This window comes from Allobosea spartocytisi (assembly GCF_014764685.1).
GTDB classification, from domain to species: Bacteria; Pseudomonadota; Alphaproteobacteria; order Rhizobiales; family Beijerinckiaceae; genus Allobosea; species Allobosea spartocytisi.
Genome location: NZ_JACXWY010000001.1, coordinates 447,378 through 471,702, shown reverse-complemented (window position 1 = coordinate 471,702; position 24,325 = coordinate 447,378). Strand labels below are relative to the sequence as shown.

Here is a 24,325-nt window from a genome sequence, read left to right as displayed (position 1 = left end):
AGCCCGGGTTGACGACGCGGTTCATGTGAAATCGAGGACATCGATCGCCATGCGTCCGGATGAGCGCTCGGCGGTTGCAGGGGGAGTACGTGGATATGACGGGGCAGCTCTGTGACAGGCTGGAGGCGGCGCCGGTCCTGCCGGCGAAGGCCAAGGCCGAGACGCTGCTCGCGCGCGAGCTGATCGAGCGCCTCCATGACGAAGCGGCGGCGCAAGCCCTGCAGGCGCATTTCGCCGCTCATCCGCGCTCGGTGGCACTGGTGGCGGGTATCCTCGCCCATTCCCCCTTCCTCACCCAGGTGATGCGCTTCGATCCCGCCGGCCTGCTCGCCAGTTTGACGGAAGCGCCGGAGGCGCGTCGCGACATGCTTCTCGCCGGCATGGCCGCATTCGGTGCGGGCGGCTGCGAGACGGCCGATCTGATGCGAGAGTTACGCCGCTTCCGCCGCGCCATGGCGCTGCTGATCGCGCTCGCCGATATCGGCGGCGTCTGGGACGTCGAGACGGTGACGGCGGCGCTGACCGCGACCGCCGATATGGCCACGAAACTCGCCACCGACCACGTCCTGCGCCAGGCCGCCGATCTCGGCCGGATCAACCTCGCCGATCCCGCCAATCCCGGTCTCGGTTCCGGCCTCGTCGTCCTGGCGCTCGGCAAGCACGGCGCCGGCGAGCTGAACTACTCCTCCGACATCGACATCGTGGTGTTCTTCGATCCCGAGGCGGCGGAGGCGGCCGGCGTGGGCGAGCCGTCGAGCTTCTTCGTCAAGCTCACCCAGCAGATCGCCCGCATCATCCAGGAGCGCACGCCGGACGGTTACGTCTTCCGCGTCGATCTGCGCCTGAGGCCGGACCCTGCCTCGACCCATGTCGCGGTCTCGCTGCCCTCGGCCTATTCCTATTATGAGACGGTTGGCCAGAATTGGGAACGCGCCGCCATGATCAAGGCGCGCCCCATCGCCGGCGACATCGCGCTCGGCCAGCGCTTCCTTGGGGATCTCGCCCCCTTCATCTGGCGCAAATATTTCGACTTCGCGACCATCGCCGACATCCATGCGATGAAGCGCCAGATCCAGACGGTAAAGGGCCACGAGACCATCGCCGTCGCCGGTCACAATGTGAAGCTCGGCCGCGGCGGCATCCGCGAGATCGAGTTCTTCGTCCAGACCCAGCAGCTCGTCTTCGGCGGCCGACGCCCGGCTCTGCGCGGCCCGCGCACCCTCGACATGCTCGGGGAGTTGACGAACGAAGGCTGGATCACGCCGCAGGCGCGCGACGAGCTCTCCGAATCCTATCGCTGGCTGCGCACCGTCGAGCACCGCCTGCAGATGCGTGACGACGAGCAGACCCAGACCTTGCCCAAGGCCGCCGGCGAGCTCGACGCCTTCGCCCGCTTCTGCGGCTATGCCAATGCCGCGGCCTTCGGCAAGGCGCTGACCGCTCATGCGAAGCGCATCGAGGGGCACTACGCCCTGTTGTTCGAGGAGGGGCCGAGTCTTGCCGCCGAAGCCGGCACGCTGAGCTTCACCGGCTCGGAGCCCGATCCGGAGACCATGACCACGCTGGGCAAGCTCGGCTTCCGCGATGCCCTGACCGCGGCCGAGACGGTGCGCGGCTGGCATTTCGGCCGTCGCCCGGCCGTCACCAGCGCCCGCGCCCGCGAGGTGCTGACGGAGCTCACGCCGGCCCTGCTGGTCGCGCTCGGCCGCACTGCCGATCCCGACGGTGCGCTCGCCCATCTCGACAACGCCTTCGTCCGGATGCCGGCGGCCATCGAGCTGCTGACGCTGCTGCGCTCGCATGATTCCCTGCTGACGCTTTTCGCGGAAATCCTCGGCAGCGCGCCTCGTCTCGCCAAGGTCGCGGCTTTGCACCCGCATGTTCTGGACGGCGTCATCGATCCGGCCTTCGGTCAGGCGGTGGTCGATGTCGCGGCGCTGGAAGGGCGCATCCGCAACTATGTCGGCTCGCCGCCGCCCAGCGTCGAGGACGGGCTCGACCGTTTGCGCGACGCGGCGCGGCAGGAGAATTTCCTGGTCGGCGCGCGGCTTCTTTCCGGCGTCTACCCGGCGCAAGGGGCGGGGCAGGCCTATTGCGCCGTGGCGGAAGCCTGCCTGCGCGTCGCCTTTGCCGATACGCGCTCGGCCTTTGCGGCGGATCACGGGGTGATCGAAGGGGCGGAGACTGTCGTGCTCGGGCTTGGGCGGCTCGGCGCGGGCGAACTCACGCCTTCATCCGATCTCGATCTGATCCTGCTGTACGACCGGCCGGACGATGCCGGGCCAAGCGACGGCGCCAGGAGCCTCGATCCGGTGACCTGGCATGTCCGTTTCACCCAGCGCCTCGTCGCGGCGCTGACCGTGCCGACGCGGCGCGGCACGCTCTATCAGGTCGACATGCGCCTGCGCCCGACCGGCAACAAGAGCCCTGCGGCGACGCAATTCGCCGGTTTCGAGAGCTATCATACGGGCGAGGCCGAGATCTGGGAGGAGATGGCGCTGACGCGCGCCCGCGTCGTCGCCGGCGATGCCGGATTGGCAAGGCGCGCCGAAGCCTCGATCCGCGCGATCCTCTCGCGCAAGCGCGAGCCGGCCAAGGTCGCGGCCGCCGTCGCCGAGATGCGGGCGCTGATCGCCAGGGAGAAGGGCGAGAAGGACCCCTGGGATCTGAAGCTCGCGGCCGGCGGCATCACCGATCTCGACTTCCTCGCCCAGTTCCTGCTGCTCGCCTATGCCAGCGAGCATCCGTCGCTGATCGTCAACGATACGGCGTCCGTCTTCGCGGCCGCGCGTGCTGCGGGATTGCTTTCGGAGGCCGATGCCTCGGCCCTGCTGGAGGCGCATCGCCTGATCGGCGACGTTCAGCTCTGGCAGCGCTTCACCGTCGAGGAAGCCTTCGACCCCAAGGCCGTGCCGGCCCGCGTGCTGCGGCGGATCGCGACGGCCGTCGGGCGGCCGGATGCCAAGGTGCTCAAGGCGGAGCTGGATGAGGTGAGGGCCGGCGTCCGGGCCATCTTCACCCGTGTGCTGGGGCAGGCGCGGGCCTAAGGCGTCATTCTCGGGCTCGCGCCTGCGGCGTACCCCGGAATGAGGTGACCTACGCCGCCTGTGCCGTGACCCGCCCGACCCCGCCGTCGAGCGGCAGGTGGACCATCACGATGGTGCCGGCGCCGATGGCGGAGCGCAGCCTGAGCGAGCCGCCATGCAGCTCGGTGAGCGAGCGGGCGATGGCAAGCCCAAGGCCCGAGCCCTTGTAGCTGCGCACCAGATCGCCTTCGACCTGTTCGAAGGGGCGGCCGACCCGGTCGATCTTCTCCTTGGGGATGCCGATGCCGGTATCCTCGATGAAGATGTTGAGGGCGCCCGGCACATGGCGGGTGCGCACCGCGATGCGCCCGCCTTCCGGCGTGAACTTGACGGCGTTGTCGAGCAAATTGCCGAGGATCTGGTAGAGCGCGTGCGGATCGGCGTCGATATGGGTGGCGGTCGGTCCTTCGAGGGTGAAGGAGAGCTGCTTGCGCTCCAGTTCCGGCTGGACCTTGCGGATGGCCTCGTCGAGCACCGGGCCGAGTGAAATCTCGCTGCGCTCCAGCCGCATCTTGCCGGATTCGATGCGCGACATGTCGAGGACGTCGTCGATGATCCCGAGCAGATAACCGCCGCTAGAGCGGATGTCGCGGACATAGTCGGTGTATTTGTCGCAGAGCGGGCCGAACATCTCGTTCTCCATGATCTCGGAGAAGCCGATGATGGCGTTGAGCGGCGTGCGCAGCTCATGGCTCATATTGGCGAGGAATTCGGACTTGGCGCGGTTGGCGCTCTCGGCCGCAGCCTTCTGCTCCAGATAGCGCTCGGCGAGGTCGGCGAGCTGCTGGGCCTGCGCCTCCAGCTTCTGGCGCGAGGCCTTGAGGTCGGTGACATGCATCAGGAGCTGGTGCTCGGACTGCGTCAGCCGCTCTTCCTGCTGCTTGAGCTTGGTGATGTCGGTGCCGACCGAGACCGAGCCGCCGTCCTTGGTGCGCCGCCCGTTGATCTGCAGCCAGCGCCCATCGGAAAGGCGGGCTTCGTAGGAGGCTGCGCCGCGCTGCGCGCGCATCGGCTCGCGGTCGATATGGGGCTGGGCGCTCATCGCCATGATCTCGTCATGGCTGGTGCCGGGTTGCAGCGCCTCGGGCGAGAGCTGGTGGAGCTGCTGGTATTTCGCGTTGCAGAGCACGATCCGGTTTTCCGAATCCCAAAGCACGAAGGCTTCCGAGATCGCCTCGACCGCGTCGCGCAGGCGGGCATCGGCGGTGGCGGTGCGCTCGGCCATGCGGCGCTGCTCGGAGATGTCGACGACGATGCCGACGAGATGATGCGAGTGGGTGCGGCGATCGACGACGAGCTCGGCGCGGGCCTTCAGCCAGATCCACTCGCCATGGACGTTGCGGACCCGGAAATCCTGGTCGATATGGCTGGTCTCGCCGCGGCTGATCGCATCGGCCAGGGCGTAGAGATCGACATCCTCGTGATGGATGAAGCTCATCACCTCGCCGAAGGACATGTACTCGCCGCGGCGGTCGTAGCCGAGCAGGGCGTACATCGAATCCGACCAGTAGATGCGGCCGCGCGCGAGGTCCCAGTCCCACAGGCCGCAATGGCCGCGATTGAGCGCGGTGTCGATGCGCTCGCGCACGCAGTCGCAATCCTGATCGGCGGCGCTGGCGCGCTTCGACTGCAGCATGAAGGCGAGCGTCGTCATCGCCAGGACGAGGCCGGCGGAGCCGAAGAGGATGGTGAGGCTGTTGCGCCGGTCCTGCCAGATCGAGAGGGCGCGCGAGACGGGTTGGAGCACCGCCACCTGCCCAAGCGGGCCTGCGAGGTTGCGGACGATGGCGAGGACCTCGGGGCCACCGGGCGGAGTGATGCGCATCACCCCGGCGCGGTCGCCGAACACGGTGAGCGGCTGGGCCTGGCCGAGGAAGTCGACCAGTGTGCGCGGCGTCTGGCCGATTGCGGGTTCGCTGGCGAGGACGCGGCCGTCGGCGCCGCTGACATGGACGATGCGGCCATGGGGGGCGAGATGCTTCGAGGCGATCGTCGCGAGAACGGCGGTCGGCTCCTTGCCAGATTGCGTGCCGTTGTCGAGCTCGCGGGCGATCAGTGCCGAGATCACCTCCATCTCGCCCGTGGCGTTGATCAGCGCGTCGTCGCGCAGGGCCGCCGTCTGGATGGCGGCGCCGGCGCTGAGGATGACGATGAAGAGGCCGACGAGCACGGGGATCGCCGTGCGGAAGGTGGGCTCGAAGCTCTCGAAACGCTGATACAACGGATGGGTCAGCGACCGTGCTACACCCAGAATCGTATCGGCGCGCGCAGATGCGCACTCCGCGTTGGCACGCGACATGCCCGGTCCCCCTTCGGATACTTTACCGACAGTAAGATCGGGAGACGTGCCGCATCCCCGCGAATCACCGTCAGTTGAATCCGCGCGACTCGATTTGTCTAGCTCTGAGTTGAGTCAAGGCAGCAGAATTCGCCTTCTGGTTGTGGCGAATACGCGAATGAATCTTGTGCGGGTAATCGAACGTTAACCTTTTGGGCGAGGCGTCGTTAACGACTCGCCAAGGCGTCATTTTCGGGTGGAGCGAAGCACACACACGAGAAGTACGGGACCAGACAACGCGCGTTCCAGAGCGCTCCGGTTTAAGGGGTGCTCGGGTCAAGCCTGAGCATGACGGAGCCTTTTTACGCCAACGCCCTTTCGGCGATATCGGAGACGTCGCGCGACAGGTTCTGCGTGCGCGCCACCATGCCGAGAGCCTCCCGCGCCAGGCGCCGGCGGCCGGGTTCCAGCATGCGCCAGCTCTTGAACGAGCCGAGCAGGCGCGAGGCGACCTGCGGGTTCGTCCGGTCCAGCGCCACGACGATGTCGGCGACGAAGCCATAGCCCTCGCCATCGGCACGGTTGAACTGGGTCAGATTGGCCGCGAAGCCGCCGATCAGCGCGCGCACGCGGTTCGGGTTGCCGAGCGAGAAGGCCGGGTGCTGCATCAGCCGCTTGACCCGCTCCAGCGTCTCCGGCTCGGCGATGAGGGCCTGCGCCATCAGCCACTTGTCGAGGACCAGCGGCTCGCCCGCATAGGCTGCCGCGAAGCGTGCGATGAGCTGCTCGCGCCGCTCGCCGGGGATCAGCGTCATCGCGGCCATCGCCGCCAGCCGGTCGGTCAGGTTGTCGCCCGTCTCGAATTGCTGCTCGCACAGCGCCGCGCCGTCCTCCGGCGCTGCCAGCGCGGTAAGCCCGAGCAGTTCGTTGCGCAGCGCCCGTCGCCCGGCCGAGGCGGCGTCCGCCCTGTAGGGGCCTTTCGTCTCAAGCGCCTGCCGCAAGCCGGGCAGCCGCGGCAGCAGCGCTGTCCCGATGGCGGTCGACAGGGCGCGGTGGGCGGCGAAGATCGCATCCGGATCGACATCCCTGCCGATCTCGCGGGCGATGTCGGCCGGCGCCGGCAGGCGCAGCACCTGCGCCGCGAAGGCAGGGTCCGCCAGCGCATCCGCCTGCAGGAAGCCGTCGAGCGCCCGGCCGAGTTCGGCGGCGGTCGCGGGGAGGGTGCCGGGACCGGAGTCCGGCCTGCCGGCGGTGACGAGGGCGCGCGTCGCGATGCTCTGCAAGGCCTGCCAGCGGTTGAAGGAATCGCTGTCGGCCGAGAATTGCCTGATGAGATCGGCGTCCGCGAGGTCGAGCTCCAGCCGCGCCGGTGCGGAGAAGCCGCGCAGCAGCGAGGGGATCGGCGGCTCGGCGATGCCGTCGAAGCTGATCGAGAGCGAGGGGCCGTCGAGGATGACGAGTCCATCCCCGGCATAGGCATTGGACTGCGTCTTGAGCGGCAGGTCGCCCTGGCTGCCGACCAGCCCGAGCTTGATCGGCAGCACCATCGGCTGCTTCTCGCTCTGGCCCGGCGTCGGCGGCGTGCTCTGTGCCAGCTCGAGCGTGTAGCGCCGCGCCGCCGCATCGTAACGGCCGGAGGCGACGATGGTCGGCGTGCCGGCCTGTTCATACCAGCGGGCGAAATGGGAGAGGTTCTGGCCTGAGGTCTCTGCGAAGCAGGCGAGGAATTCCTCGATCGTCGCGGCCGTGCCGTCGCAGCGCTCGAAATAGAGGTCCATGCCGCGCTTGAAGGCGTCGTCGCCGATCAGGACCTTGAGCATGCGGATGACCTCAGCGCCCTTCTCGTAGACCGTCGGCGTGTAGAAGTTGTTGATTTCCTTGTAGGCGCGCGGCCTGACCGGGTGGGCGAGGGGGCCGGCATCCTCCGAGAACTGGGTCGAGCGCAGCGTGCGGACATCGGCGATGCGCTTCACCGGACGCGAGCGCTCGTCGGAAGAGAATTCCTGGTCGCGGAAGACGGTGAGGCCCTCCTTCAGGCAGAGCTGGAACCAGTCGCGGCAGGTGATGCGGTTGCCGGTCCAGTTGTGGAAATACTCATGCGCGATGATCGCCTCGATCGAGGCGTAGTCGCCGTCCGTCGCGGTCTGCGGATCGGCCAGGACGTATTTGTCGTTGAAGATGTTGAGGCCCTTGTTCTCCATCGCGCCCATGTTGAAATCCGACACGGCGACGACGTTGAACACGTCGAGATCGTAGTTGCGGCCGAAGACCTGCTCGTCCCAGCGCATGCAGCGCACGAGCGAGTCCAGGGCCCAGCCGGCGCGTCCCGCCTTGCCCGGCTCGACATAGACGGCAAGCTCGACCTTGTGGCCATCGGCCGTGACGTAATCCTGCCGGACATGGTCGAGCGCGCCGCCGACCAGCGCGAAGAGATAGGCCGGCTTGGGGTGCGGGTCGTGCCACATCGCAAAATGGCGGTCGCTGCCCGGCACCTCGCCGGTGGCGACGAGGTTGCCATTGGAGAGCAGCACGGGCGCCTCCGCCTTCGCCGCCTCCAGCCGGACGGTATAGACGCTCATCACGTCGGGCCGGTCGAGGAAATAGGTGATGCGGCGAAAACCATCCGCCTCGCACTGCGTGCAATACACCTTGGATGACCGGTAGAGTCCCATCAGCTTGGTGTTGGCGGAGGGGTCGATTTCCGTCTCGATGGTCAGCGTGAAGCCGCCCCGCGGCGGCGCGTGGAGCGTCAGCGTCTGCGGCGTGGCCGTATAGGCGGAAGCGTCCAGCGGCGTACCGTCGAGGCTGATCGTTTTCAGGACGAGCTCGTCGCCGTCCAGCACCAGCGGCGCGTCGGTTTGCCCGGCCGGATTCGGGCGCAAGGCCAAAAGCGAGCGGATCCGCGTTTTCGTCGGGTGCAGGCCGATGTCGAGATCGACCGTGTCGATCAGCCAGTCGGACGGGCGGTAATCCTCGAGGCGGATCAGCGGAGCATCTTCGGTACGCATGGAAACCCTGATGGCGGAGGTCAGGGAGCGTTTCTAGAGCATGCCGGCTTGGGATGGAAACACGGCCGTCATGCTCGGGGCTTGACCCGAGCATCTCGTGGCGAAATGGCCTCCCGTGCCCTTTTCGACCGGAGATTCTCGGATCTGCGCCGCGCTCCGCTCGAGAATGACGGCGGGAGCGCTTCACGCCACCGGCGAAACCGCCGGCTCGGCATGGCTGACCAGCCGGCAGACCTGCGGCCGCGCGATCCGCACGGCACGCTCGATCGCGTCGACGGCGTCATGCACGGCGGCGACGTCGAGCGCCGGGTCGACGCGGCAATGATAGTTCACCACCAGCCCCTTCGCTGTCTGCCGCACGCGCACGCTGTGGATGTCGTGGATTGGTCCGGCGAGCTTCGTTGCCTCACTCGCCAGCGCCTTGCCGATATCCTCGACCGTCTCCCAGGCGGCGTTGTGGCCGGCGGGCTGGCCGGTTTCCATCGGCTCGATATGGGTCTCGACCTCGGTCTCGCCGCCGAATTCGGCCCGGATGGCGCTTTCCAGCCGCGTTGCGATCTCATGCGCGTCGCTGAGCGGCAGGCTCTGGTCCACCTCCATATCGAGGCTGACCGAGAGCTTGTCGCCGATGCTGTGAACGGTGACGTGATGGACCGGGATCTTGAGCTTGAGCGCGATCAGGAGCACCCGCTCCAGCGCCGTCTCGTCGTCGACCTGCACCGGATCGGCGGTGATGGTGATCTCGGAGCCCGGTTCGACCTGCACCAGAGCGTTGGAAAGCTGGGCCTTGATCGCGGTGACGCGCTCGAGTGGCAGCGTGCGCGAAACGCCGATGCCGATCTCGCCATGGATGCGCCCGCCGGCCGGGCGGACCCTGAGCCAGTTGATCCCCACCACGCCCGGCACGCCGCGCGCGGCCTCGCGCAATTTCTCGCTGACGCCTTCCGGCGCCGTGTCCATCAGCGTGTCCAGAACGCGCCGGGCGAGGCGGAAGGCCGAATAGGCCGTGTAGGCCGCGATCGCGAAGGCCGCGACGGTGTCGGCGCGCTCGAAGCCGTACCAGACGCCGATGAGCCCGACCAACACCAGCGCCGAGCCGACGAAATCGGCCGAGAAATGCGTGGCCTCGCCGGCGAGCGCCTCGCTGCCGGTTTCCCTGGCGACCTTGGTCAGCGAACGCCAGCGGATCGCATCGACCGTCATCGACAGCACCAGCACGCCGATGACGAGCGGCGTCACCGAGACATGCTCGATCAGGTTGTTCCACAGCCGGTTACCGGCCTCCCAGAGGATCGCGCCGGCGAGCGTGAACAGGATCGCGGTCTCGACCAGCGCGGCGAGCGCCTCGACCTTGCCATGGCCGTAATGATGCTCATCGTCGGCCGGCTTGTCGGAGGCGCGCACGGCGAACCAGGTGAACAGCGTCGAGCCGACATCGATCAGCCCTTGCAGCGCGTCGGTGAGCAGGGCGAGTGAGCCGGAGAGGATGGCGCCGACGATCTTCGCCGCGGTGAGCAGAATGGTTGCCATCACCGAGAGGATTGCCGCACGCTGCTTGATCTGGGCGATCTGGGCGGGCGTTGCGCGCTCAGGCGGTGCCGTCACCGGTCCGTCTTGCGTTGTGGTCATGGCTCGTCCTGCTTGGCGCCCCTTGGAACGCGGAAGCTCTTGCCCGAATGAGGGAACGGATCAACCCTCTTCCTGCTCAACGAGGATGAACGATGCGATATCTCCACACCATGGTCCGCGTGACCGATCTCGATCAGGCGCTGGATTTCTACGTCAACAAGTTCGGCATGGTCGAAACCCGCCGGATCGAAAACGAGAAGGGGCGCTTCACCCTGGTCTTCCTCGCCGCCTCCGACGATCTGGCCGAGGCGAAGGCCGGCGCCTCGCGCGGCCGCCCGACGCTGGAACTGACCTATAACTGGGATCCGGAAACCTATACGGGCGGTCGCAACTTCGGCCATCTCGCCTATGAGGTCGACGACATCTACGCGACCTGTGACAAGCTGATGAAGGCCGGGGTCACGATCAACCGCCCGCCGCGCGACGGCAACATGGCTTTCATCCGCTCGCCCGACAACATTTCGATCGAGTTGCTCCAGAAGGGCGACCCCAAGCCGCCGTCGGAGCCCTGGGCGAGCATGCCGAACACCGGGAGCTGGTGAGGAGTCAGCCGACGTTTGATGGGTGATAGCCTCCATGATATCATCCGATGATATCATGGAGGCTCCGATGGGCATTCTCGTCCGGGACCCGAAGATCGACCGCATGGTCCGCGAGCTCGCCGAGCGTGATGGCATCAGCTTGCAGGCCGCGATCGGCATGGCCGTCGAGCGCGAATTGAAGCGTCGCGACGAGAGGCGCCGACAAATCGAAGAAGCGACCCGCAAGGCGCAAGAGAAGCTGGCCGCCTATCCAACGGTCGATGACGGCTTGACGCATAAGGAATTCTTCGACCGCGAATATGGCGACGCCTGATGTTTCTGGATGCATCGGTCATCGTGGCCAATCTGCTCGAGGAGGCAGAGGCCGTTGCGATCAGGGAGGCTCTGTTCGACGAGAACGAACTGGTCACCTCGCCGCTTGCGATGTTCGAGGCGTCGACCCGTCTTGCGGCGGTGAAGCGCTTCAGCATCGATGACGGGTATCGGGTGGTTCAGGCCTTCATGGAGGATGCGAATGTCCGTGTTGCCGCGATCGATGCCGAGGTCGGCCGGATCGCACATCGTTGCGCAGGCCTTTATCATCATGCGACGGGCCATCCCGCGCGTCTGAACATGGGTGACTGCTTCGCCTACGCTTCGGCTCGCGCGGCGAGCCTCAAGCTTGCCTACAAGGGCGACGACTTCATCCACACCGATATCGAAGGTCAGCGCTTTGGCTCCTGAACCCGCGCGCGCCGGCGTCTTCTGCCTGGGCATCGCGACGCTCGACTATGTCTACAGCGTCGAGATCATGCCGACGCGGGGCGAGAAATACCGCTCGCGCGGTCTCGCCGTAGTCGGTGGCGGCTGCGCCGGCAACGCCTCGGTCGCCATCGCGCGCCTCGGCGGGGCCTGCTGGCTGGCGACGCGCCTCGCCGATGATTTCACCGGCGACCGCATCGTCGCCGACCTGAACGCGGAGGGTGTCAACACCGCTTTCGCCCGCCGCGTCGCCGGCCTGACCTCGCCGGTCTCTGCCATCCTCGTCGATGCCGAGGGGGAACGCATGGTGATCTCCCATTCCGACCCGGCCATGCCGGAGGATGTCGGCTGGCTGCCGCGCAGCCTTCCGGAGGGTGCTGGCGCGGTGCTCGCCGATACGCGCTGGGGAGAGGGCGCGCTCGCCGCCCTGAAGCTGGCGCGCCAGGCCGGCGTGCCGGGCGTCCTCGACGGCGACCGCAGGCCGCCCCACCCCGATCTCGTCGCGACGGCGAGCCATGTCGCCTTCAGCCAGCAGGCCTTGCGCGAGATATCGGGTGAGGAGGACCCTCGTCTTGGCCTCGCCAGGATGGCGCAGGGCGCGCCGAGCTGGCTCGCGGTAACGCTCGGCAAGGAGGGCGTGCTCCACTGGGACGGCGAAATCCGCCACAGCCCGGCCTTCGCGGTCGAGACCGTCGATACGCTCGGAGCGGGCGATGTCTGGCATGGCGCCTTTGCGCTGGCGCTGGCGGAAGGCCGCGACGAGGTGGCCGCGATCCGTTTCGCCTCGGCCGCGGCTGCCATCAAATGCACCCGCTTCGGTGGCCGCGATGGTGCGCCGACCCGGGACGAGGTGGAGCGCTTCCTGGCCGGGGAGAGTTGATGCCTAATCCGTGCTCAATCCCTGCCTGAAATTGAGGCGAACGGGATTGGCGGAGGACTTGCCTAACAATGAGGCAGGCGGAAGATAGGCGGCTGCGTTGCTGGAGCCCTGATGTTCGCACCGTCCGTTCCTGCCGCCGCTGAGCTGACTCTGCCGGCCTATGTCCGCGCGGATGGCGGCGTGCGGCTGCGCTTCGGTCGAACCGGAACCCGTACGCAACGGCTCGCTTTGGCTGAATCCGGCGGCTATCGGGCCCGCTTTCCCGACACCTTCGGCGACGCTTGCGAGGCGGTGCTGATCAATACCGGCGGCGGCATGGCCGGCGGCGACCGCATGCGGGTCGAGGCCGTGCTCGAGGCCGGCAGCGACGCCGTCATCGCCACGCAAGCCGCCGAGAAAATCTATCGTAGCCAGGGCGCGGAAACCCGCATCGAGACAATGCTGTCGGTCGGGGAGGGCGCGAGCCTCGCCTGGATCCCGCAGGAGAGCATCCTGTTCTCCGGCGCCCGCCTCAGCCGCAGCCTGTCGATCGAACTCGCTGCCGACGCCCGGCTGGTCGCTTGCGAATCCGTCTTCTTCGGCCGCAGCGCCATGGGCGAGACGGTCGAGCGCGGCGCCTTGCGGGATCGCTGGCGGGTGCGGCGCGGCGGGCGCCTCGTCTTCGCCGAGGATATGCGGCTGGAGGGCCCGGTGGCGCAATTGCTGGCGCGCCCGGCCATCGGCGCCGGCGCCCGCGCCGCCGCCACGCTGCTCGTCGCGGGCTCCGGTCTCGCGACGCTTCTGGAGGCGGCGCGCGCCTGCCTGTCGGAGGCTGCCGATGTCGAGGGCGGGGCCGGCATCGTCTCCGAGCTTCTCGTCATCCGCCTCGTCTCTCCCGAGGCCGCGCCCTTGCGTCGTGTGCTCGTCACGCTGCTCGGGCATCTGACCGGACGTGCGCTGCCGCGCACCTGGTCAACCTAAGGAGAGCCGCATGCTGCCGATCCAGGGTTTGAAGTGCATCTACGACACCGCCGGCCGGAGCTGGTCGATCGAGCTCGTCATCAGGGCCGAGGGCGAGGATGCGCTGCGCCGCTTCGACGTCGACGGGCCGGATGATGCGGAGATGCTGATCGAGGCTTTCGAGGATTCCTCCGTCAGCGTCTTCGACCCCCAGACCGGCGAGATCGTCTTCGGTTACGAATATCTCGACCTCGACCACGAAGATGACGAGGACGAAGCCGAAGAGGACGAAGAGGAAGACTCCGAGGACGATTCGGAGGACGATGAAGCCGCTGGGGACGAGAAGGTAAAATCATGAATCTGACGCCGCGCGAAAAGGACAAGTTGCTCGTTGCCATGGCGGCCATGGTCGCACGGCGACGACTCGAGCGCGGCGTCAAGTTGAACTATCCCGAAGCCGTCGCGCTCATCACCGACTTCGTCGTCGAGGGTGCGCGCGACGGCAGATCCGTCGCCGAGCTGATGGAGGCCGGCGCGCATGTGATCACGGCCGATCAGGTCATGGACGGCATCGCCGAATTGATCCACGACGTGCAGATCGAGGCGACCTTTCCCGACGGCACCAAGCTCGTCACGGTGCATGAGCCGGTCCGCGGTTCGGCCGGCCGGCTGAAGCCCGGCGAGGTCGTGACGCTGCCCGGTGACCTCGTCATGAACGAGGGCCGCGAGAGCCTGACGCTGACGGTCGCGAACACGGGCGACCGGCCGATCCAGATCGGCTCGCACTACCATTTCTTCGAGGCCAATCCGGCGCTCGCTTTCGAGCGCGACAGGGCGCGCGGCTTCCGGCTCGACATTCCCGCCGGCACGGCGGTGCGCTTCGAACCTGGCCAGACCCGCGAGGTCAGGCTGGTGGCGCTTGCCGGCAAGCGCGAGGTCTATGGTTTCCGCCAGGATGTGATGGGAAAACTGTGAGCGATCAGCCGGACAACAAGCACGATATGTCGGGTCTCGACATTCCGCCGGTGTCGCCGCCATTCGCGGATATGGCGCCGACGGCGGCCCAGATCGGCAAGAAGCGCGGAATCTGCGCGATCAGCGGGCAGGAGACGGCCCGCAAGAATCTGGTCGAGATAGGCACGCTGCGCCCGGCGCTGGTCGAGCATATCCGCGCCGATTTCCCCGATCTGTCAGACCATGCGCTGATCAGCCTGAAGGAGCTGGCGCGCTACCGCACGCGCTATGTCGAGGAGATCCTGCGCGAGGAGCACGGCGAATATTCGGACCTCGACCGCGAGGTCGCCGAAAGCATCGCCCGACAGGAAACCATCGCCGAGAACGTCGAGGACGATTTCGAGGAGCATCGCACGCTGGGCGAGAAGTTCTCGGACGCTTTGGCGAGCTTCGGCGGCTCCTGGGCCTTCCTCATCAGCTTCGGCGTTGTGCTGTTCGGCTGGATGGCCCTGAACGTCCTGCTCGGCGAAAACAGGGCCTTCGACAGCTATCCCTTCATCCTCCTGAACCTCGTGCTGTCCTGCATCGCCGCGATCCAGGCGCCGATCATCATGATGAGCCAGAAACGGCAGGAGGCGAAGGACCGCCTGCGTTCGGCCAACGACTATCAGGTCAACCTGAAGGCCGAGCTCGAAATCCGCCATCTGCACGAGAAGATGGACCATCTGATCACGCGGCAATGGCAGCGCCTCGCCGAGATCCAGCAGGTCCAGCTCGAGATGCTGCAGGACCAGCAGGCCCGGCCTGCGCGGTCCAAGGTCGTGGTCAAGAAGGCGCGCAAGAAGCCGAAGGCCAAGACCAAAGCGAAGCCGGCCGAGCCGGCCATCGAGGCGGAAGCGACCGAGCCGCCCCCCGAGGCCGATTTTTCCCACAAGAACTGAGTCTCAGGCCCGGCGACCGGTCTTCGATGCCGGCCGTTGCGGCGAATCTTGCATCGCCCGTCATCGACGGTTCTGTCCGATCCCGAGGCTAAGCCCATGCCCTTCACATTCCCGCGCAACGCCTATGCCGCGATGTTCGGCCCCACCACCGGCGACAAGGTGCGCCTCGGCGACACCGATCTGTGGATCGAGGTCGAGAAGGATTTCACCACCTATGGCGAGGAGGTGAAATTCGGCGGCGGCAAGGTCATTCGCGACGGCATGGGCCAGAGCCAGGTCAGGAATGCCGACGGCGCGGTCGATACCGTCATCACCAACGCGCTGATCCTCGACCATTGGGGCATCGTGAAGGCCGATATCGGCATTGTCGGCGGGCGCATCGTCGCGATCGGCAAGGCCGGAAACCCCGATATCCAGGCCGGCTTCGGCAACTTCGATCCGAGCGAGACGATCATCGTCGGCCCCGGCACCGAGGTCATCGCGGGCGAGGGCAAGATCGTCACGGCCGGCGGCTTCGACAGCCATATCCATTACATCTGCCCGCAGCAGATCGAGCACGCGCTGATGAGCGGGCTCACCACCATGCTGGGCGGCGGCACCGGCCCAGCCCATGGCACGCTGGCGACCACCTGCACACCCGGCCCCTGGCATCTCGGCCAGATGATCAAGGCGGCCGACGCCTTCCCGATGAACCTCGCCTTCGCCGGCAAGGGCAATGCCGCGCTGCCCGGCGCGCTGGTCGAGATGATCGAGGCCGGCGCCTGCGCCATGAAGCTGCACGAGGACTGGGGCACGACACCGGGCGCGATCGACAACTGCCTTTCCGTCGCCGACGACTACGACGTGCAGGTGATGATCCACACCGACACGCTGAACGAATCCGGCTTCGTCGAGGACACGATCAAGGCCTTCAAGGGCCGCACCATTCACGCCTTCCACACGGAAGGGGCGGGCGGCGGCCATGCACCCGACATCATGAAGGTCGCCGGGCTGCCCAATGTGCTGCCGTCCTCGACCAATCCGACCCGGCCCTTCACGGTCAATACCCTCGACGAGCATCTGGACATGCTGATGGTCTGCCATCACCTGTCGCCCTCGATCCCCGAGGACCTCGCCTTCGCCGAGAGCCGCATCCGCAAGGAGACCATCGCGGCCGAGGACATCCTGCACGATATCGGCGCGCTCTCGATGATGTCCTCGGATTCGCAGGCCATGGGCCGCGTCGGCGAGGTCATCACCCGCACCTGGCAGACCGCGCACAAGATGAAGGTCCAGCGCGGGGCGCTGGCCGAGGACGCCGGGACCGGCGCCGACAATTTCCGCGCCAAGCGCTATGTCGCGAAATACACGATCAACCCCGCCATCGCCCATGGCATCTCGCGTCATATCGGGTCGATCGAAGTGGGCAAGCTCGCCGACCTCGTCATCTGGTCGCCGGCCTTCTTCGCCACCAAGCCCGATCTCATCATCAAGGGCGGCATGATCGCGGCCGCTCCGATGGGGGACCCCAACGCCTCGATCCCGACGCCCCAGCCGGTGCATTACCGGCCGATGTTCGGCGCCTTCGGCAAGGCCGTGACCTCGACCTCGCTGCTCTTCGTCTCGCAGGCGGCCATCGCCAACGGGCTGCGGAACCGGCTCGGCACGGACAAGGAGATGGTCGCGGTCGAGAACACCCGTGGCGGCATCTCCAAGAAGAGCATGATCCACAACGACGCCACGCCGGACATCCAGATCGATCCGGAAACCTATGCGGTGGTGGCGGATGGCGAATTGCTGGTCTGCGAGCCCGCGAAGGAACTGCCGCTGGCGCAGCGCTACTTCCTGTTCTGATAAATAAGGCCGTCATTTTCGGGCGAAGCGAAGCGCAGATCCGAGAATCTCCGGACCGTCAGGCCGCGGGAGCCTCCTTTGGCGAAAGATGCGCGGGGCATGCCCGAGCATGACGCGCGGCATGGTTGCCGCCAGTGCCTGCTCTTGACTTGGTTCGACCATGTCAGTCTTTTCGTCGGCAAAAGAATTTGCCTCGGGAGGACAGGATGACGCGTTTCCACTTCACGACCTTGAGCGCGATGGCGCTCGCTGCTGCCGTCGTGGTCTCGCCCCAACGGCCTGCCTTCGCGCAGGGACAGGTCACGGTCTATTGCTCGATCCTGGAGGAACAATGCCGCGAGGGCGCGGCAATGTTCGAGAAGGCGACTGGCATCAAGGTCGCGATGATCAGAAAGAGCACCGGCGAGGTTTATGCCCAGGTCAAGGCCGAAGCCAACAACCCTCGCGGCGATGTCTGGTGGGGTGGGCCGGGCGAGCCGCATCTGCAAGCGGCCGAGGAGGGACTGCTCGACGAATACAAATCGCCCAAGCTGCCGGAACTGCATGATTGGGCGCAGCGCCATGCCGAGCAGTCGAAATTCCGCACCAATGCGATTTATCTCGGCGCGCTCGGCATCGGCTACAACAGCGATATTCTCAAGAAGCGCGGCATCGCTGCGCCCAAATGCTGGGCGGATCTGCTCGATGCGACGTTCCGCGACGAGGTGCAGATCGCCGATCCCAGCTCTTCGGGCACGGCCTATGTCTTCCTGGCGACGACGGTGCAGCGCCTCGGCGAGGAGAAGGGCTTCGAGTTCCTCAAGAGCCTGCACAAGAACATCAGCCAGTACACCAAATCCGGCATCGCGCCGGTGAAGGCGACCGCGCTCGGCGAGACGGCGGTCGGCATTGCCTTCATCCACGACATGCTGACGCAGAAGCTGCAGGGCGCGCCGATCGAGACCGTGGCACCCTGCGAGGGCACCGGCTACGAGACCGGCTCGGTCTCGGTCGTCAAGGGCGGCAAGAACCCGGAGGCCGCACGCAAATTCGTCGATTTCACGCTGTCGCCCGATGCCCAGAACATCAATGCGAAGCTGAAGATCAACTCGATCCCCTCCAACAGGAATGCGCTGCTCTCGCCGGATGCACCGAAGTTCTCGGAGATCAAGCTGATCGACTACGACACGCCGCGCTGGGGCTCGCCGGCCGAGCGCTCGCGCCTGCTCAAGAAGTTCGACGCCGAGATCAAGACCTTGCCGCGATAACGCCGCGATGATCCTGAAAGCCTGGTAGCACGAACACGCGTTCGTGCTACTAATTTGGCAAGGGCTTCGGGAGCTTCGGCTTCCCATAGGGATCATCAGACATGCTTCGCGCCACCTCCGTCGTTCGCAAGGCCGCCGTTCGGGCCGAGCGCGTCGTCGACACGCTCACCCTCGACCATGACGACCGCAATCGCCGCCGCCTTGCCCTCAAGGCCGATGGCGGGCTCGATGTCCTGCTCGATCTCGACAAGGCCACGGTGCTGGCTGATGGCGACGCCGTGAAGCTGGAGGACGGGAGCCTTGTCCAGATCAAGGCCGCACCGCAGAGCCTGCTGGAGATCCGCGCCGAGAACCCGCTGCGGCTGATGCGCGTCGCCTGGCATATCGGCAACCGCCATACCCCGGCCGAGATCACCGCCGACGCGATCTACATCGAGAACGACCACGTCCTGGCCGAGATGGTGCGCGGGCAGGGCTGTGCGATGACGACGGTGGAGCGCCCCTTCCAGCCCGAGCGCGGCGCCTACGACCACGACCATGCTCACGGCCACGATCACGCCCATGATGACGCCTGCGGCTGCGGGCATGATCACCACGGTCACGATCACCATCATCATGGCCACGACCACGACCACAAGCATGGCCATGAGCACGCGCACGGTCAGGAACATACGCATGGCCAGGAACACGCGCATGATCACAAGCATGCCCACGGTCATGAGCACCATCACGCCCATGGCGATGCCTGCGGCTGCGGCCACGACCATCACGATCACGAGCATCATGACCACGGCCACCGCCACGGCGCCGAGCATGGCCATAAGGGCCATTCGCACGACCGCTGAGCGGGCAGGGCATGTCGGCCCATCTGCCGTTGATGGTCTGGCTGTCGCCGTCCTTCCCGGTCGGCGCCTTCGCCTATTCGCACGGGCTGGAATGGGCCTTCGAGGCCGGCGACCTGCACGACGCGGAAACCCTGCGCGACTGGCTCGACGCGCTGGTCCGTCACGGCTCGCTGCATAATGACCTGATCCTCTTCGCGGCCGCTTTTCACGCCGCGCAGGAGAAGGACACGGGAGCGTTGCGCGAGGTCGCGGAGCTCGCGCTCGCGCTCGCCAACTCCGCCGAGCGGCGGCTGGAAACGGTGACGCAGGGCAATGCCTTCGCCGCGGCGGTGAAGGCATCCTGGCCTTGCGAGGCCATCGACCGGCTCGGCGAGACCTGGGATGGCGATGTCGCCTATCCGGTCGCCGTGGCGGTCGCCAGCGCCGGTCACGCCCTGCCTCTGCCCGCCTGCCTCGAAGCCTATGGCCTCGCCTTCGTCGCCAATCTCGTCTCGGCGTCGGTGCGGCTGGGCATCGTCGGCCAGACCGATGGGCAGCGGGTCACGGCCGGCTTGGTCCCGGCCTTGCATGAGGCGGCGGCCGGGGCCGAGCGCGCGACGCTCGACGATCTTGGCGGCTGCGTGCTGCGCTCCGACATCGCCAGCTTGCGTCACGAAACCCAGTATTCGAGGCTTTTCCGCTCATGACCCGCTCCCCCCATGGCCCTTTGCGCGTCGGCATCGGCGGCCCGGTCGGCTCCGGCAAGACGGCGCTGATGGAGGTGCTGTGCAAGCGCATGCGCGGCGCCTACGACCTCTGCGCCATCACCAATGACATCTATACCAAGGAGGATGCGCGGCTGCTGACGGTCGCCGGCGCGCTGCCCGAGGAGCGGATCATGGGCGTCGAGACCGGCGGCTGCCCGCATACCGCGATCCGCGAGGATTGCTCGATCAACCTCGCGGCGGTCGCCGAGATGCGCGGCAAGTTCCCGGCGCTCGATCTGATCCTGATCGAATCCGGCGGCGATAACCTCGCCGCGACCTTCTCGCCCGAGCTGGCGGATCTGACGATCTACGTCATCGACGTCGCCGCCGGCGAAAAGATCCCGCGCAAGGGTGGGCCCGGCATCACCCGCTCCGACCTGCTCGTCATCAACAAGACCGATCTCGCGCCGCATGTCGGCGCCGATCTCGGCGTGATGGAGCGCGATTCCCGGACGATGCGGGGCAAACGTCCCTTCGTCTTCACCAATACCCGTGCCGGCGAGGGCGTCGACGCGGTGATCGATTTCATCGAGATGGCCGGCGGCCTGAAGCCGGCTTCGGCGGCGTGAGGAGAGGCGGATGAACACGAAGATGATCGAGCGGCTGGTGCTTGCTGCGGCGGCGACGCTCTTTGCCGGTAGCGCCATGGCTCATACCGGCGTCGGCTCCGTGCATGGCTTCACGGCGGGGCTGACCCATCCGCTGTTCGGGCTGGACCATCTCACCGCCATGGTCGCGGTCGGCCTCTGGGCCGGGCTGGTCGGCGGCAAGGCGCGTTTCGCCTATCCCGCCGCCTTCGTCGCCACCATGGTTCTCGCCGGCATCTGGGGCATGACGGGCGCAGCCTTGCCCGGCGTCGAGATCGGGATCGGCGTCTCGGTCGTGGCGCTCGGCCTCGCCATCGCCTTCAACCTGACGCCGCCGCTGGCGGCCGGTGTCGCGATCTGCGCTGCTTTCGCGATCTTCCATGGCCATGCCCATGGCGCGGAACTGCCGGAGGATGCGAGCGGGCTGAGCTATGCCGCCGGCTTCGTCGTGGCGACCGCGGCGCTGCACGGCCTTGGGCTGGTTCTCGCTGCACAGATCGCGCGCTATGCGCCGCGCCTGGCCCGCTTTGCCGGCGGTGCGATGGCCGTCGCCGGAATCGCCTTCCTCGCCGGCTGAGACACGCTCATCCAAAAAAAGGAAAGGGCGGGCCCGAGGCCCGCCCTTTTTGTTGTCTCTGGCTGCGGCGGCCGGTCCCGGCTCAGGCGTCGTAGCCCTTGACCTGCGCCAGCGCGGTCATCACGCCGCGCAGTTCCGCCAATCCACGCAGCCGCCCCACGGCCGGATAGCCGGGGAAGCTGCCCTTGCCGACATCGTCGAGCAGCTCGTGGCCGTGGTCGGGGCGCATCGGGATGCGCCAATGCGGCAGGCCGGCGGCCTTGCGGCGCTTCTCCTCGGCCATCAGCGCATCGACCAGCGCGACCATGTCGGTGTCGCCGCCGAGATGCTCGGCCTCCATGAAGGACCCGTCCGGGTCCTTCGCGACGTTGCGCAGATGCGCGAACCAGACCTTGTCGGCGAAGCGGCGCGCGATCGCCGGCACATCGTTCTTCGGATTGGCGCCGAGCGAGCCGGAGCAGAGCGTCAGCCCGTTCGCCGGGGAATCGACCGCACCGAGGATCCAGGCGATGTCGTCCTCGTCCGAGCAGATGCGCGGCAGGCCGAAGAGCGGGCGCGGCGGGTCGTCCGGATGGATGCACATGCGGATGCCGACCTCCTCGGCGGTCGGGATGATCGCCTCCAGGAAGCGCTTGAGATTGGCCCTGAGCTTGTCATGCGTCATGCCGGCATAGCGCTCGAGGATGCGGGCGAGGCCGGGCAGGTCGTAGCGGTCGAAGGCGCCGGGCAGTCCCGCCATCACGCTGGAGAGCAGCCGGTCGCGATCCGCTTCCGTCGAGCGCTCGAACCAGGCCCTGGCCTTGTCCATCACCTCGGCGGAATGGCCCTCGTCGGCGCCCTTGCGCTTCAGCATGAAGTGATCGAGCGCGACATATTCGTGCAGGTTGAAGCGCAGCGCCGTGCCGCCGCCGGGCAGCGGCTCGGCGAGCTGCGTGCGCGTCCAGTCCAGCACCGGCATGAAGTTGTAGCAGATCACCTGAAGCCCGCAGGCGGCGAGGTTGCGCATCGACTGGCGGTAGTTCTCGAAGACGGTTTCGAGGTCGCCCTCACCGATCTTGACGCTTTCATGGATCGGCAGGCTCTCGACCACCTTCCATTCGAGGCCGAGGCTCCCGTCGCCGCGAACGATCGCCTGGCGCTTCTCGATCTCCTCGACGCTCCAGACCACGCCATAGGGGATCTGGTGCAGCGAGTTGACGATGCCTGTCGCCCCGGCCTGCCTGGCCTGCGCCAGAGTCACGACGTCGTCCGGGCCGAACCAGCGCCAGCATTGTTCCATGGTCTAATATCCTTTGGGAGGTATGGTGTCGTCGGGTGGTGGGCGCCGCGTCTCAGCTCGCCTCGTGGACAAGCCTGGAATCGTCGAAGGCGTCGGCATGGTCCTTCGCGATCGCGTCGATCGTGGCGAAGACGGTGCGCAGATGCGCCCGCATCGCCGCCTCGGCGCCTGCGGCATCGTGCTTGATGATATGCGCGGCGATGATCCGGTGCTCCTGCAGGATTACGCTCGACCAGGAGGGCGTTTCCAGCGAGAGGCAGCGCACCCGGTCCATCTGCGCCTTCACGCCCTCGATCATGCTCCAGACCGCGCTGTGGCCGGCGATGCGCGATATTTCGGCGTGGAACACCTCGTCGAGGCGGAAAATCTCCGGCCGATCCTGCCGCCGCACGGCTTCCGCCTGCTCCTCGATCTGTTCTTCGAGCCGACGGCGGTCGGCATCGCCGATGCGCTCGGCGGCGAGCACGACGGTGCGGCATTCCAGCGTCTCGCGCACGAACTGGCTGTCATGGACGGCCGCGAGGTCGATCGGCGCGACGAAGGTGCCGACCTGCGGCACCGCCACCAGGAAGCCCTCGTCGACCAGCCGCTTGAACGCCTCGCGCACCGGCGTGCGGCTGACCCCGAAGCGCAGCGCCATGCGCGCCTCGGACATCGCCTCGCGCGGCTTCAGCACGCCGCTGATGACGTCGGTGCGCAGCACGCTGTAGATTTGATCTGTGCTGTGCCGCGTTGCTGGGTGGGCCATTGCCAAGCTCTTATCGACTAGTATACTAGGATACCGAGTAATCCGGCGCTGCGTCAATCGCACAGTCGGCGGATTGAACAACGGGTTCCGGTGGGCGGCGGCCGGAACATCAGAACAAGCATCCGTCAAAAGAAGCGGAAATCCGCATCTGGAGGAGAAACCATGGCTTACGACAGCATCAACAGGCGTCATTTCATCGGCGGTGTCGCCGGTCTCGGCCTTGCCGCCCAGGCGCCCGGCGCCTTTGCGCAGCAGCTCAAGCTGCCGGCATCGCCGGTCACGATCAGTGTCATCGATGTCGGCGGCGCTCTGGCGCTGGTCCAGACGCCGATGGAAAACTTCCCCAAGATGAAGCCCAAGCTCGCTTCGCGCATGGTCTTCACCAAGGCTCCGGCTCCCGAGTTGCCGTCGAAGATCAAGGCTCAGCAGAGCGCCGGCCGCGTCGACATCGACATGGTCATCGGCGGTCTGGACGTACTGTCGGCCGGCATCGAGCAGAAGCTGTGGGTCGAATTGCTGCCACGCTTCGCGGGCGAGCTGCCGAAGCCCGAGGACATCTACCTCGCGCCCGCTCTCGCGATGCACAATCTCGGCCAGGGGCAGGGCATGGCGATGGTCTACTACCCGTCCGGGCCGCTGCTCGAATACATGCCCGACCGGGTCAAGACCCCGCCGACCACGGCCGAAGAACTGCTGGCCTGGACCAAGCAGAACAAGAACCGCTTCTTCTACGGACGCCCGGCCAATTCCGGCCCCGGTCGCACCTGGCTCATGGGCCTGCCCTACATCCTCGGCGACAAGGATCCGAAGGATCCCGAGAAGGGCTGGGACAAGACCTGGGCCTATCTCAAGGAGCTGGGCGAAAACATCGAGTACTACCCCGGCGGCACCGGCCAGACGATGAAGGAGCTCGGCGACGGCACGCGCGACATCATCGTCAGCACCACGGGCTGGGACATCAACCCGCGCGTCCTCGGCATCGTGCCCAAGGAAGCCAAGGTCCAGACGCTGAAGGGTTTCCACTGGGTGACCGACGCCCAGTACATGATGATCCCGAAGGGCGTCTCCGACGAGAAGCTCGCCGTGTTGCTCGATCTGGTCCGCCACATGCTCACGCCGGAGCAGCAGGCCTACACCTATGATGAGGGCTATTTCTATCCGGGTCCGGCGGTGAAGGACGTGCCGCTCTCGATGGCGCCGGAATCGAGCCAGAAGGCGATCAAGGAATACGGCCGGCCCGAATACGACAAGCTGATCGCCGACAACCCGATGGAAACCCCGCTCAATCCCGACAAGATGGTCATCGCCTTCCGGATCTGGGACGAGCAGGTCGGCGGCGCCAAGAAGAAGTAGGCCACGGACTGGCCGGCAGGCGCGGCCGAGGGCCGGGCCTGCCGCTTCCACATGGGGGCCTGCTCTCGCGGCGAGGGCGGCCCCGCAACGACACCGTTATCAAGACCCGGAA

The 24,325-nt window shown here is 66.8% G+C and carries 21 protein-coding genes; 16 read left to right on the top strand and 5 right to left on the bottom strand.

What is annotated here, in order from left to right:
* Window positions 1-95 precede the first annotated feature (95 nt).
* Window positions 96-3,047, top strand: coding sequence for a bifunctional [glutamine synthetase] adenylyltransferase/[glutamine synthetase]-adenylyl-L-tyrosine phosphorylase (locus IED13_RS02320; protein WP_191123239.1), 2,952 nt, complete (start codon window positions 96-98; stop codon window positions 3,045-3,047).
* A gap of 49 nt (window positions 3,048-3,096) precedes the next feature.
* Here IED13_RS02320 and IED13_RS02315 read toward each other — a convergent pair whose 3' ends face one another.
* The 3 genes from IED13_RS02315 to IED13_RS02305 form a co-directional block, all read right to left on the bottom strand.
* On the bottom strand, window positions 3,097-5,307 hold the full coding sequence (locus IED13_RS02315) for a PAS domain-containing sensor histidine kinase (RefSeq protein ID WP_248311135.1): 2,211 nt from the start codon (window positions 5,305-5,307) through the stop codon (window positions 3,097-3,099).
* Window positions 5,308-5,726: 419 nt separating this feature from the next.
* A complete protein-coding gene (gene pepN, locus IED13_RS02310) occupies window positions 5,727-8,372 on the bottom strand; it encodes an aminopeptidase N (RefSeq protein ID WP_191123238.1) in 2,646 nt (881 codons plus the stop codon).
* A gap of 183 nt (window positions 8,373-8,555) precedes the next feature.
* Window positions 8,556-10,001, bottom strand: a complete 1,446-nt coding sequence (locus tag IED13_RS02305; RefSeq protein WP_038361470.1) for a cation diffusion facilitator family transporter — start codon at window positions 9,999-10,001, stop codon at window positions 8,556-8,558.
* A gap of 92 nt (window positions 10,002-10,093) precedes the next feature.
* On the opposite strand from IED13_RS02305, the gene IED13_RS02300 reads away from it, so the two are divergent.
* From IED13_RS02300 to IED13_RS02235, 14 genes are all read left to right on the top strand, one after another.
* Window positions 10,094-10,543, top strand: coding sequence for a VOC family protein (locus tag IED13_RS02300; RefSeq protein ID WP_142020300.1), 450 nt, complete (start codon window positions 10,094-10,096; stop codon window positions 10,541-10,543).
* Window positions 10,544-10,610: 67 nt separating this feature from the next.
* Window positions 10,611-10,856, top strand: coding sequence for a type II toxin-antitoxin system VapB family antitoxin (locus IED13_RS02295; protein ID WP_038362486.1), 246 nt, complete (start codon window positions 10,611-10,613; stop codon window positions 10,854-10,856).
* Window positions 10,856-11,266 (top strand): type II toxin-antitoxin system VapC family toxin, encoded by a 411-nt coding sequence (locus IED13_RS02290; RefSeq protein ID WP_260368228.1) that lies wholly within the window; start codon window positions 10,856-10,858, stop codon window positions 11,264-11,266. Before IED13_RS02295 ends, IED13_RS02290 begins: the two co-directional genes overlap by 1 nt.
* Window positions 11,256-12,164 carry a PfkB family carbohydrate kinase gene (locus tag IED13_RS02285; protein ID WP_191123236.1) on the top strand — a complete coding sequence of 303 codons (909 nt, stop codon included), beginning with the start codon at window positions 11,256-11,258 and terminating at the stop codon, window positions 12,162-12,164. The genes IED13_RS02290 and IED13_RS02285 overlap by 11 nt, the downstream gene beginning before the upstream one ends.
* A gap of 111 nt (window positions 12,165-12,275) precedes the next feature.
* Window positions 12,276-13,124: an urease accessory protein UreD gene (locus IED13_RS02280; protein ID WP_191123235.1), complete on the top strand. Its 849-nt coding sequence runs from the start codon at window positions 12,276-12,278 to the stop codon at window positions 13,122-13,124.
* 10 nt (window positions 13,125-13,134) lie between these two features.
* Window positions 13,135-13,461 carry a hypothetical protein gene (locus IED13_RS02275; protein ID WP_038361485.1) on the top strand — a complete coding sequence of 109 codons (327 nt, stop codon included), beginning with the start codon at window positions 13,135-13,137 and terminating at the stop codon, window positions 13,459-13,461.
* On the top strand, window positions 13,458-14,078 hold the full coding sequence (locus IED13_RS02270; RefSeq protein ID WP_142020305.1) for an urease subunit gamma: 621 nt from the start codon (window positions 13,458-13,460) through the stop codon (window positions 14,076-14,078). Before IED13_RS02275 ends, IED13_RS02270 begins: the two co-directional genes overlap by 4 nt.
* Window positions 14,075-14,998: a DUF1003 domain-containing protein gene (locus IED13_RS02265; protein ID WP_404801875.1), complete on the top strand. Its 924-nt coding sequence runs from the start codon at window positions 14,075-14,077 to the stop codon at window positions 14,996-14,998. The genes IED13_RS02270 and IED13_RS02265 overlap by 4 nt, the downstream gene beginning before the upstream one ends.
* Before the next feature lie 96 nt (window positions 14,999-15,094).
* Window positions 15,095-16,831: an urease subunit alpha gene (gene ureC, locus IED13_RS02260; RefSeq protein ID WP_191123234.1), complete on the top strand. Its 1,737-nt coding sequence runs from the start codon at window positions 15,095-15,097 to the stop codon at window positions 16,829-16,831.
* Window positions 16,832-17,037: 206 nt separating this feature from the next.
* A complete protein-coding gene (locus IED13_RS02255) occupies window positions 17,038-18,078 on the top strand; it encodes an ABC transporter substrate-binding protein (RefSeq protein WP_191123233.1) in 1,041 nt (346 codons plus the stop codon).
* Between the two features lie 101 nt (window positions 18,079-18,179).
* Window positions 18,180-18,923: an urease accessory protein UreE gene (locus tag IED13_RS02250; RefSeq protein ID WP_191123232.1), complete on the top strand. Its 744-nt coding sequence runs from the start codon at window positions 18,180-18,182 to the stop codon at window positions 18,921-18,923.
* Window positions 18,924-18,934: 11 nt separating this feature from the next.
* Entirely contained in the window at window positions 18,935-19,609 is a 675-nt protein-coding gene (locus IED13_RS02245; RefSeq protein WP_191123231.1) for an urease accessory protein UreF, read from the top strand.
* Window positions 19,606-20,238 carry an urease accessory protein UreG gene (ureG, locus tag IED13_RS02240; protein ID WP_038361500.1) on the top strand — a complete coding sequence of 211 codons (633 nt, stop codon included), beginning with the start codon at window positions 19,606-19,608 and terminating at the stop codon, window positions 20,236-20,238. The genes IED13_RS02245 and ureG overlap by 4 nt, the downstream gene beginning before the upstream one ends.
* Window positions 20,239-20,248: 10 nt before the next feature.
* Window positions 20,249-20,833: a HupE/UreJ family protein gene (locus IED13_RS02235; RefSeq protein WP_248312408.1), complete on the top strand. Its 585-nt coding sequence runs from the start codon at window positions 20,249-20,251 to the stop codon at window positions 20,831-20,833.
* Between the two features lie 82 nt (window positions 20,834-20,915).
* On the opposite strand, the gene uxuA is transcribed toward IED13_RS02235, so the two are convergent.
* On the bottom strand, window positions 20,916-22,112 hold the full coding sequence (uxuA, locus tag IED13_RS02230; RefSeq protein WP_191123230.1) for a mannonate dehydratase: 1,197 nt from the start codon (window positions 22,110-22,112) through the stop codon (window positions 20,916-20,918).
* A 52-nt stretch (window positions 22,113-22,164) separates the two neighbouring features.
* A complete protein-coding gene (locus IED13_RS02225; protein WP_038361506.1) occupies window positions 22,165-22,860 on the bottom strand; it encodes a GntR family transcriptional regulator in 696 nt (231 codons plus the stop codon).
* 162 nt (window positions 22,861-23,022) lie between these two features.
* Here IED13_RS02225 and IED13_RS02220 point away from each other — a divergent pair, with 162 nt between their 5' ends.
* On the top strand, window positions 23,023-24,213 hold the full coding sequence (locus tag IED13_RS02220) for an extracellular solute-binding protein (protein WP_038361508.1): 1,191 nt from the start codon (window positions 23,023-23,025) through the stop codon (window positions 24,211-24,213).
* Window positions 24,214-24,325: the final 112 nt, after the last annotated feature.

What these genes read in the sequence shown, in the direction of transcription:
- IED13_RS02255 (WP_191123233.1), top strand. Translation starts at nt 17,038, where the DNA reads ATGACGCGTTTCCACTTCACGACCTTGAGCGCGATGGCGCTCGCTGCT.
- pepN (WP_191123238.1), bottom strand. Translation starts at nt 8,372, where the DNA reads ATGCGTACCGAAGATGCTCCGCTGATCCGCCTCGAGGATTACCGCCCG.
- IED13_RS02275 (WP_038361485.1), top strand. Translation starts at nt 13,135, where the DNA reads ATGCTGCCGATCCAGGGTTTGAAGTGCATCTACGACACCGCCGGCCGG.
- ureC (WP_191123234.1), top strand. Translation starts at nt 15,095, where the DNA reads ATGCCCTTCACATTCCCGCGCAACGCCTATGCCGCGATGTTCGGCCCC.
- IED13_RS02245 (WP_191123231.1), top strand. Translation starts at nt 18,935, where the DNA reads ATGTCGGCCCATCTGCCGTTGATGGTCTGGCTGTCGCCGTCCTTCCCG.
- IED13_RS02220 (WP_038361508.1), top strand. Translation starts at nt 23,023, where the DNA reads ATGGCTTACGACAGCATCAACAGGCGTCATTTCATCGGCGGTGTCGCC.
- IED13_RS02235 (WP_248312408.1), top strand. Translation starts at nt 20,249, where the DNA reads ATGAACACGAAGATGATCGAGCGGCTGGTGCTTGCTGCGGCGGCGACG.
- IED13_RS02305 (WP_038361470.1), bottom strand. Translation starts at nt 10,001, where the DNA reads ATGACCACAACGCAAGACGGACCGGTGACGGCACCGCCTGAGCGCGCA.
- IED13_RS02280 (WP_191123235.1), top strand. Translation starts at nt 12,276, where the DNA reads ATGTTCGCACCGTCCGTTCCTGCCGCCGCTGAGCTGACTCTGCCGGCC.
- IED13_RS02270 (WP_142020305.1), top strand. Translation starts at nt 13,458, where the DNA reads ATGAATCTGACGCCGCGCGAAAAGGACAAGTTGCTCGTTGCCATGGCG.
- IED13_RS02225 (WP_038361506.1), bottom strand. Translation starts at nt 22,860, where the DNA reads ATGGCCCACCCAGCAACGCGGCACAGCACAGATCAAATCTACAGCGTG.
- ureG (WP_038361500.1), top strand. Translation starts at nt 19,606, where the DNA reads ATGACCCGCTCCCCCCATGGCCCTTTGCGCGTCGGCATCGGCGGCCCG.
- IED13_RS02290 (WP_260368228.1), top strand. Translation starts at nt 10,856, where the DNA reads ATGTTTCTGGATGCATCGGTCATCGTGGCCAATCTGCTCGAGGAGGCA.
- IED13_RS02250 (WP_191123232.1), top strand. Translation starts at nt 18,180, where the DNA reads ATGCTTCGCGCCACCTCCGTCGTTCGCAAGGCCGCCGTTCGGGCCGAG.
- uxuA (WP_191123230.1), bottom strand. Translation starts at nt 22,112, where the DNA reads ATGGAACAATGCTGGCGCTGGTTCGGCCCGGACGACGTCGTGACTCTG.
- IED13_RS02295 (WP_038362486.1), top strand. Translation starts at nt 10,611, where the DNA reads ATGGGCATTCTCGTCCGGGACCCGAAGATCGACCGCATGGTCCGCGAG.
- IED13_RS02320 (WP_191123239.1), top strand. Translation starts at nt 96, where the DNA reads ATGACGGGGCAGCTCTGTGACAGGCTGGAGGCGGCGCCGGTCCTGCCG.
- IED13_RS02300 (WP_142020300.1), top strand. Translation starts at nt 10,094, where the DNA reads ATGCGATATCTCCACACCATGGTCCGCGTGACCGATCTCGATCAGGCG.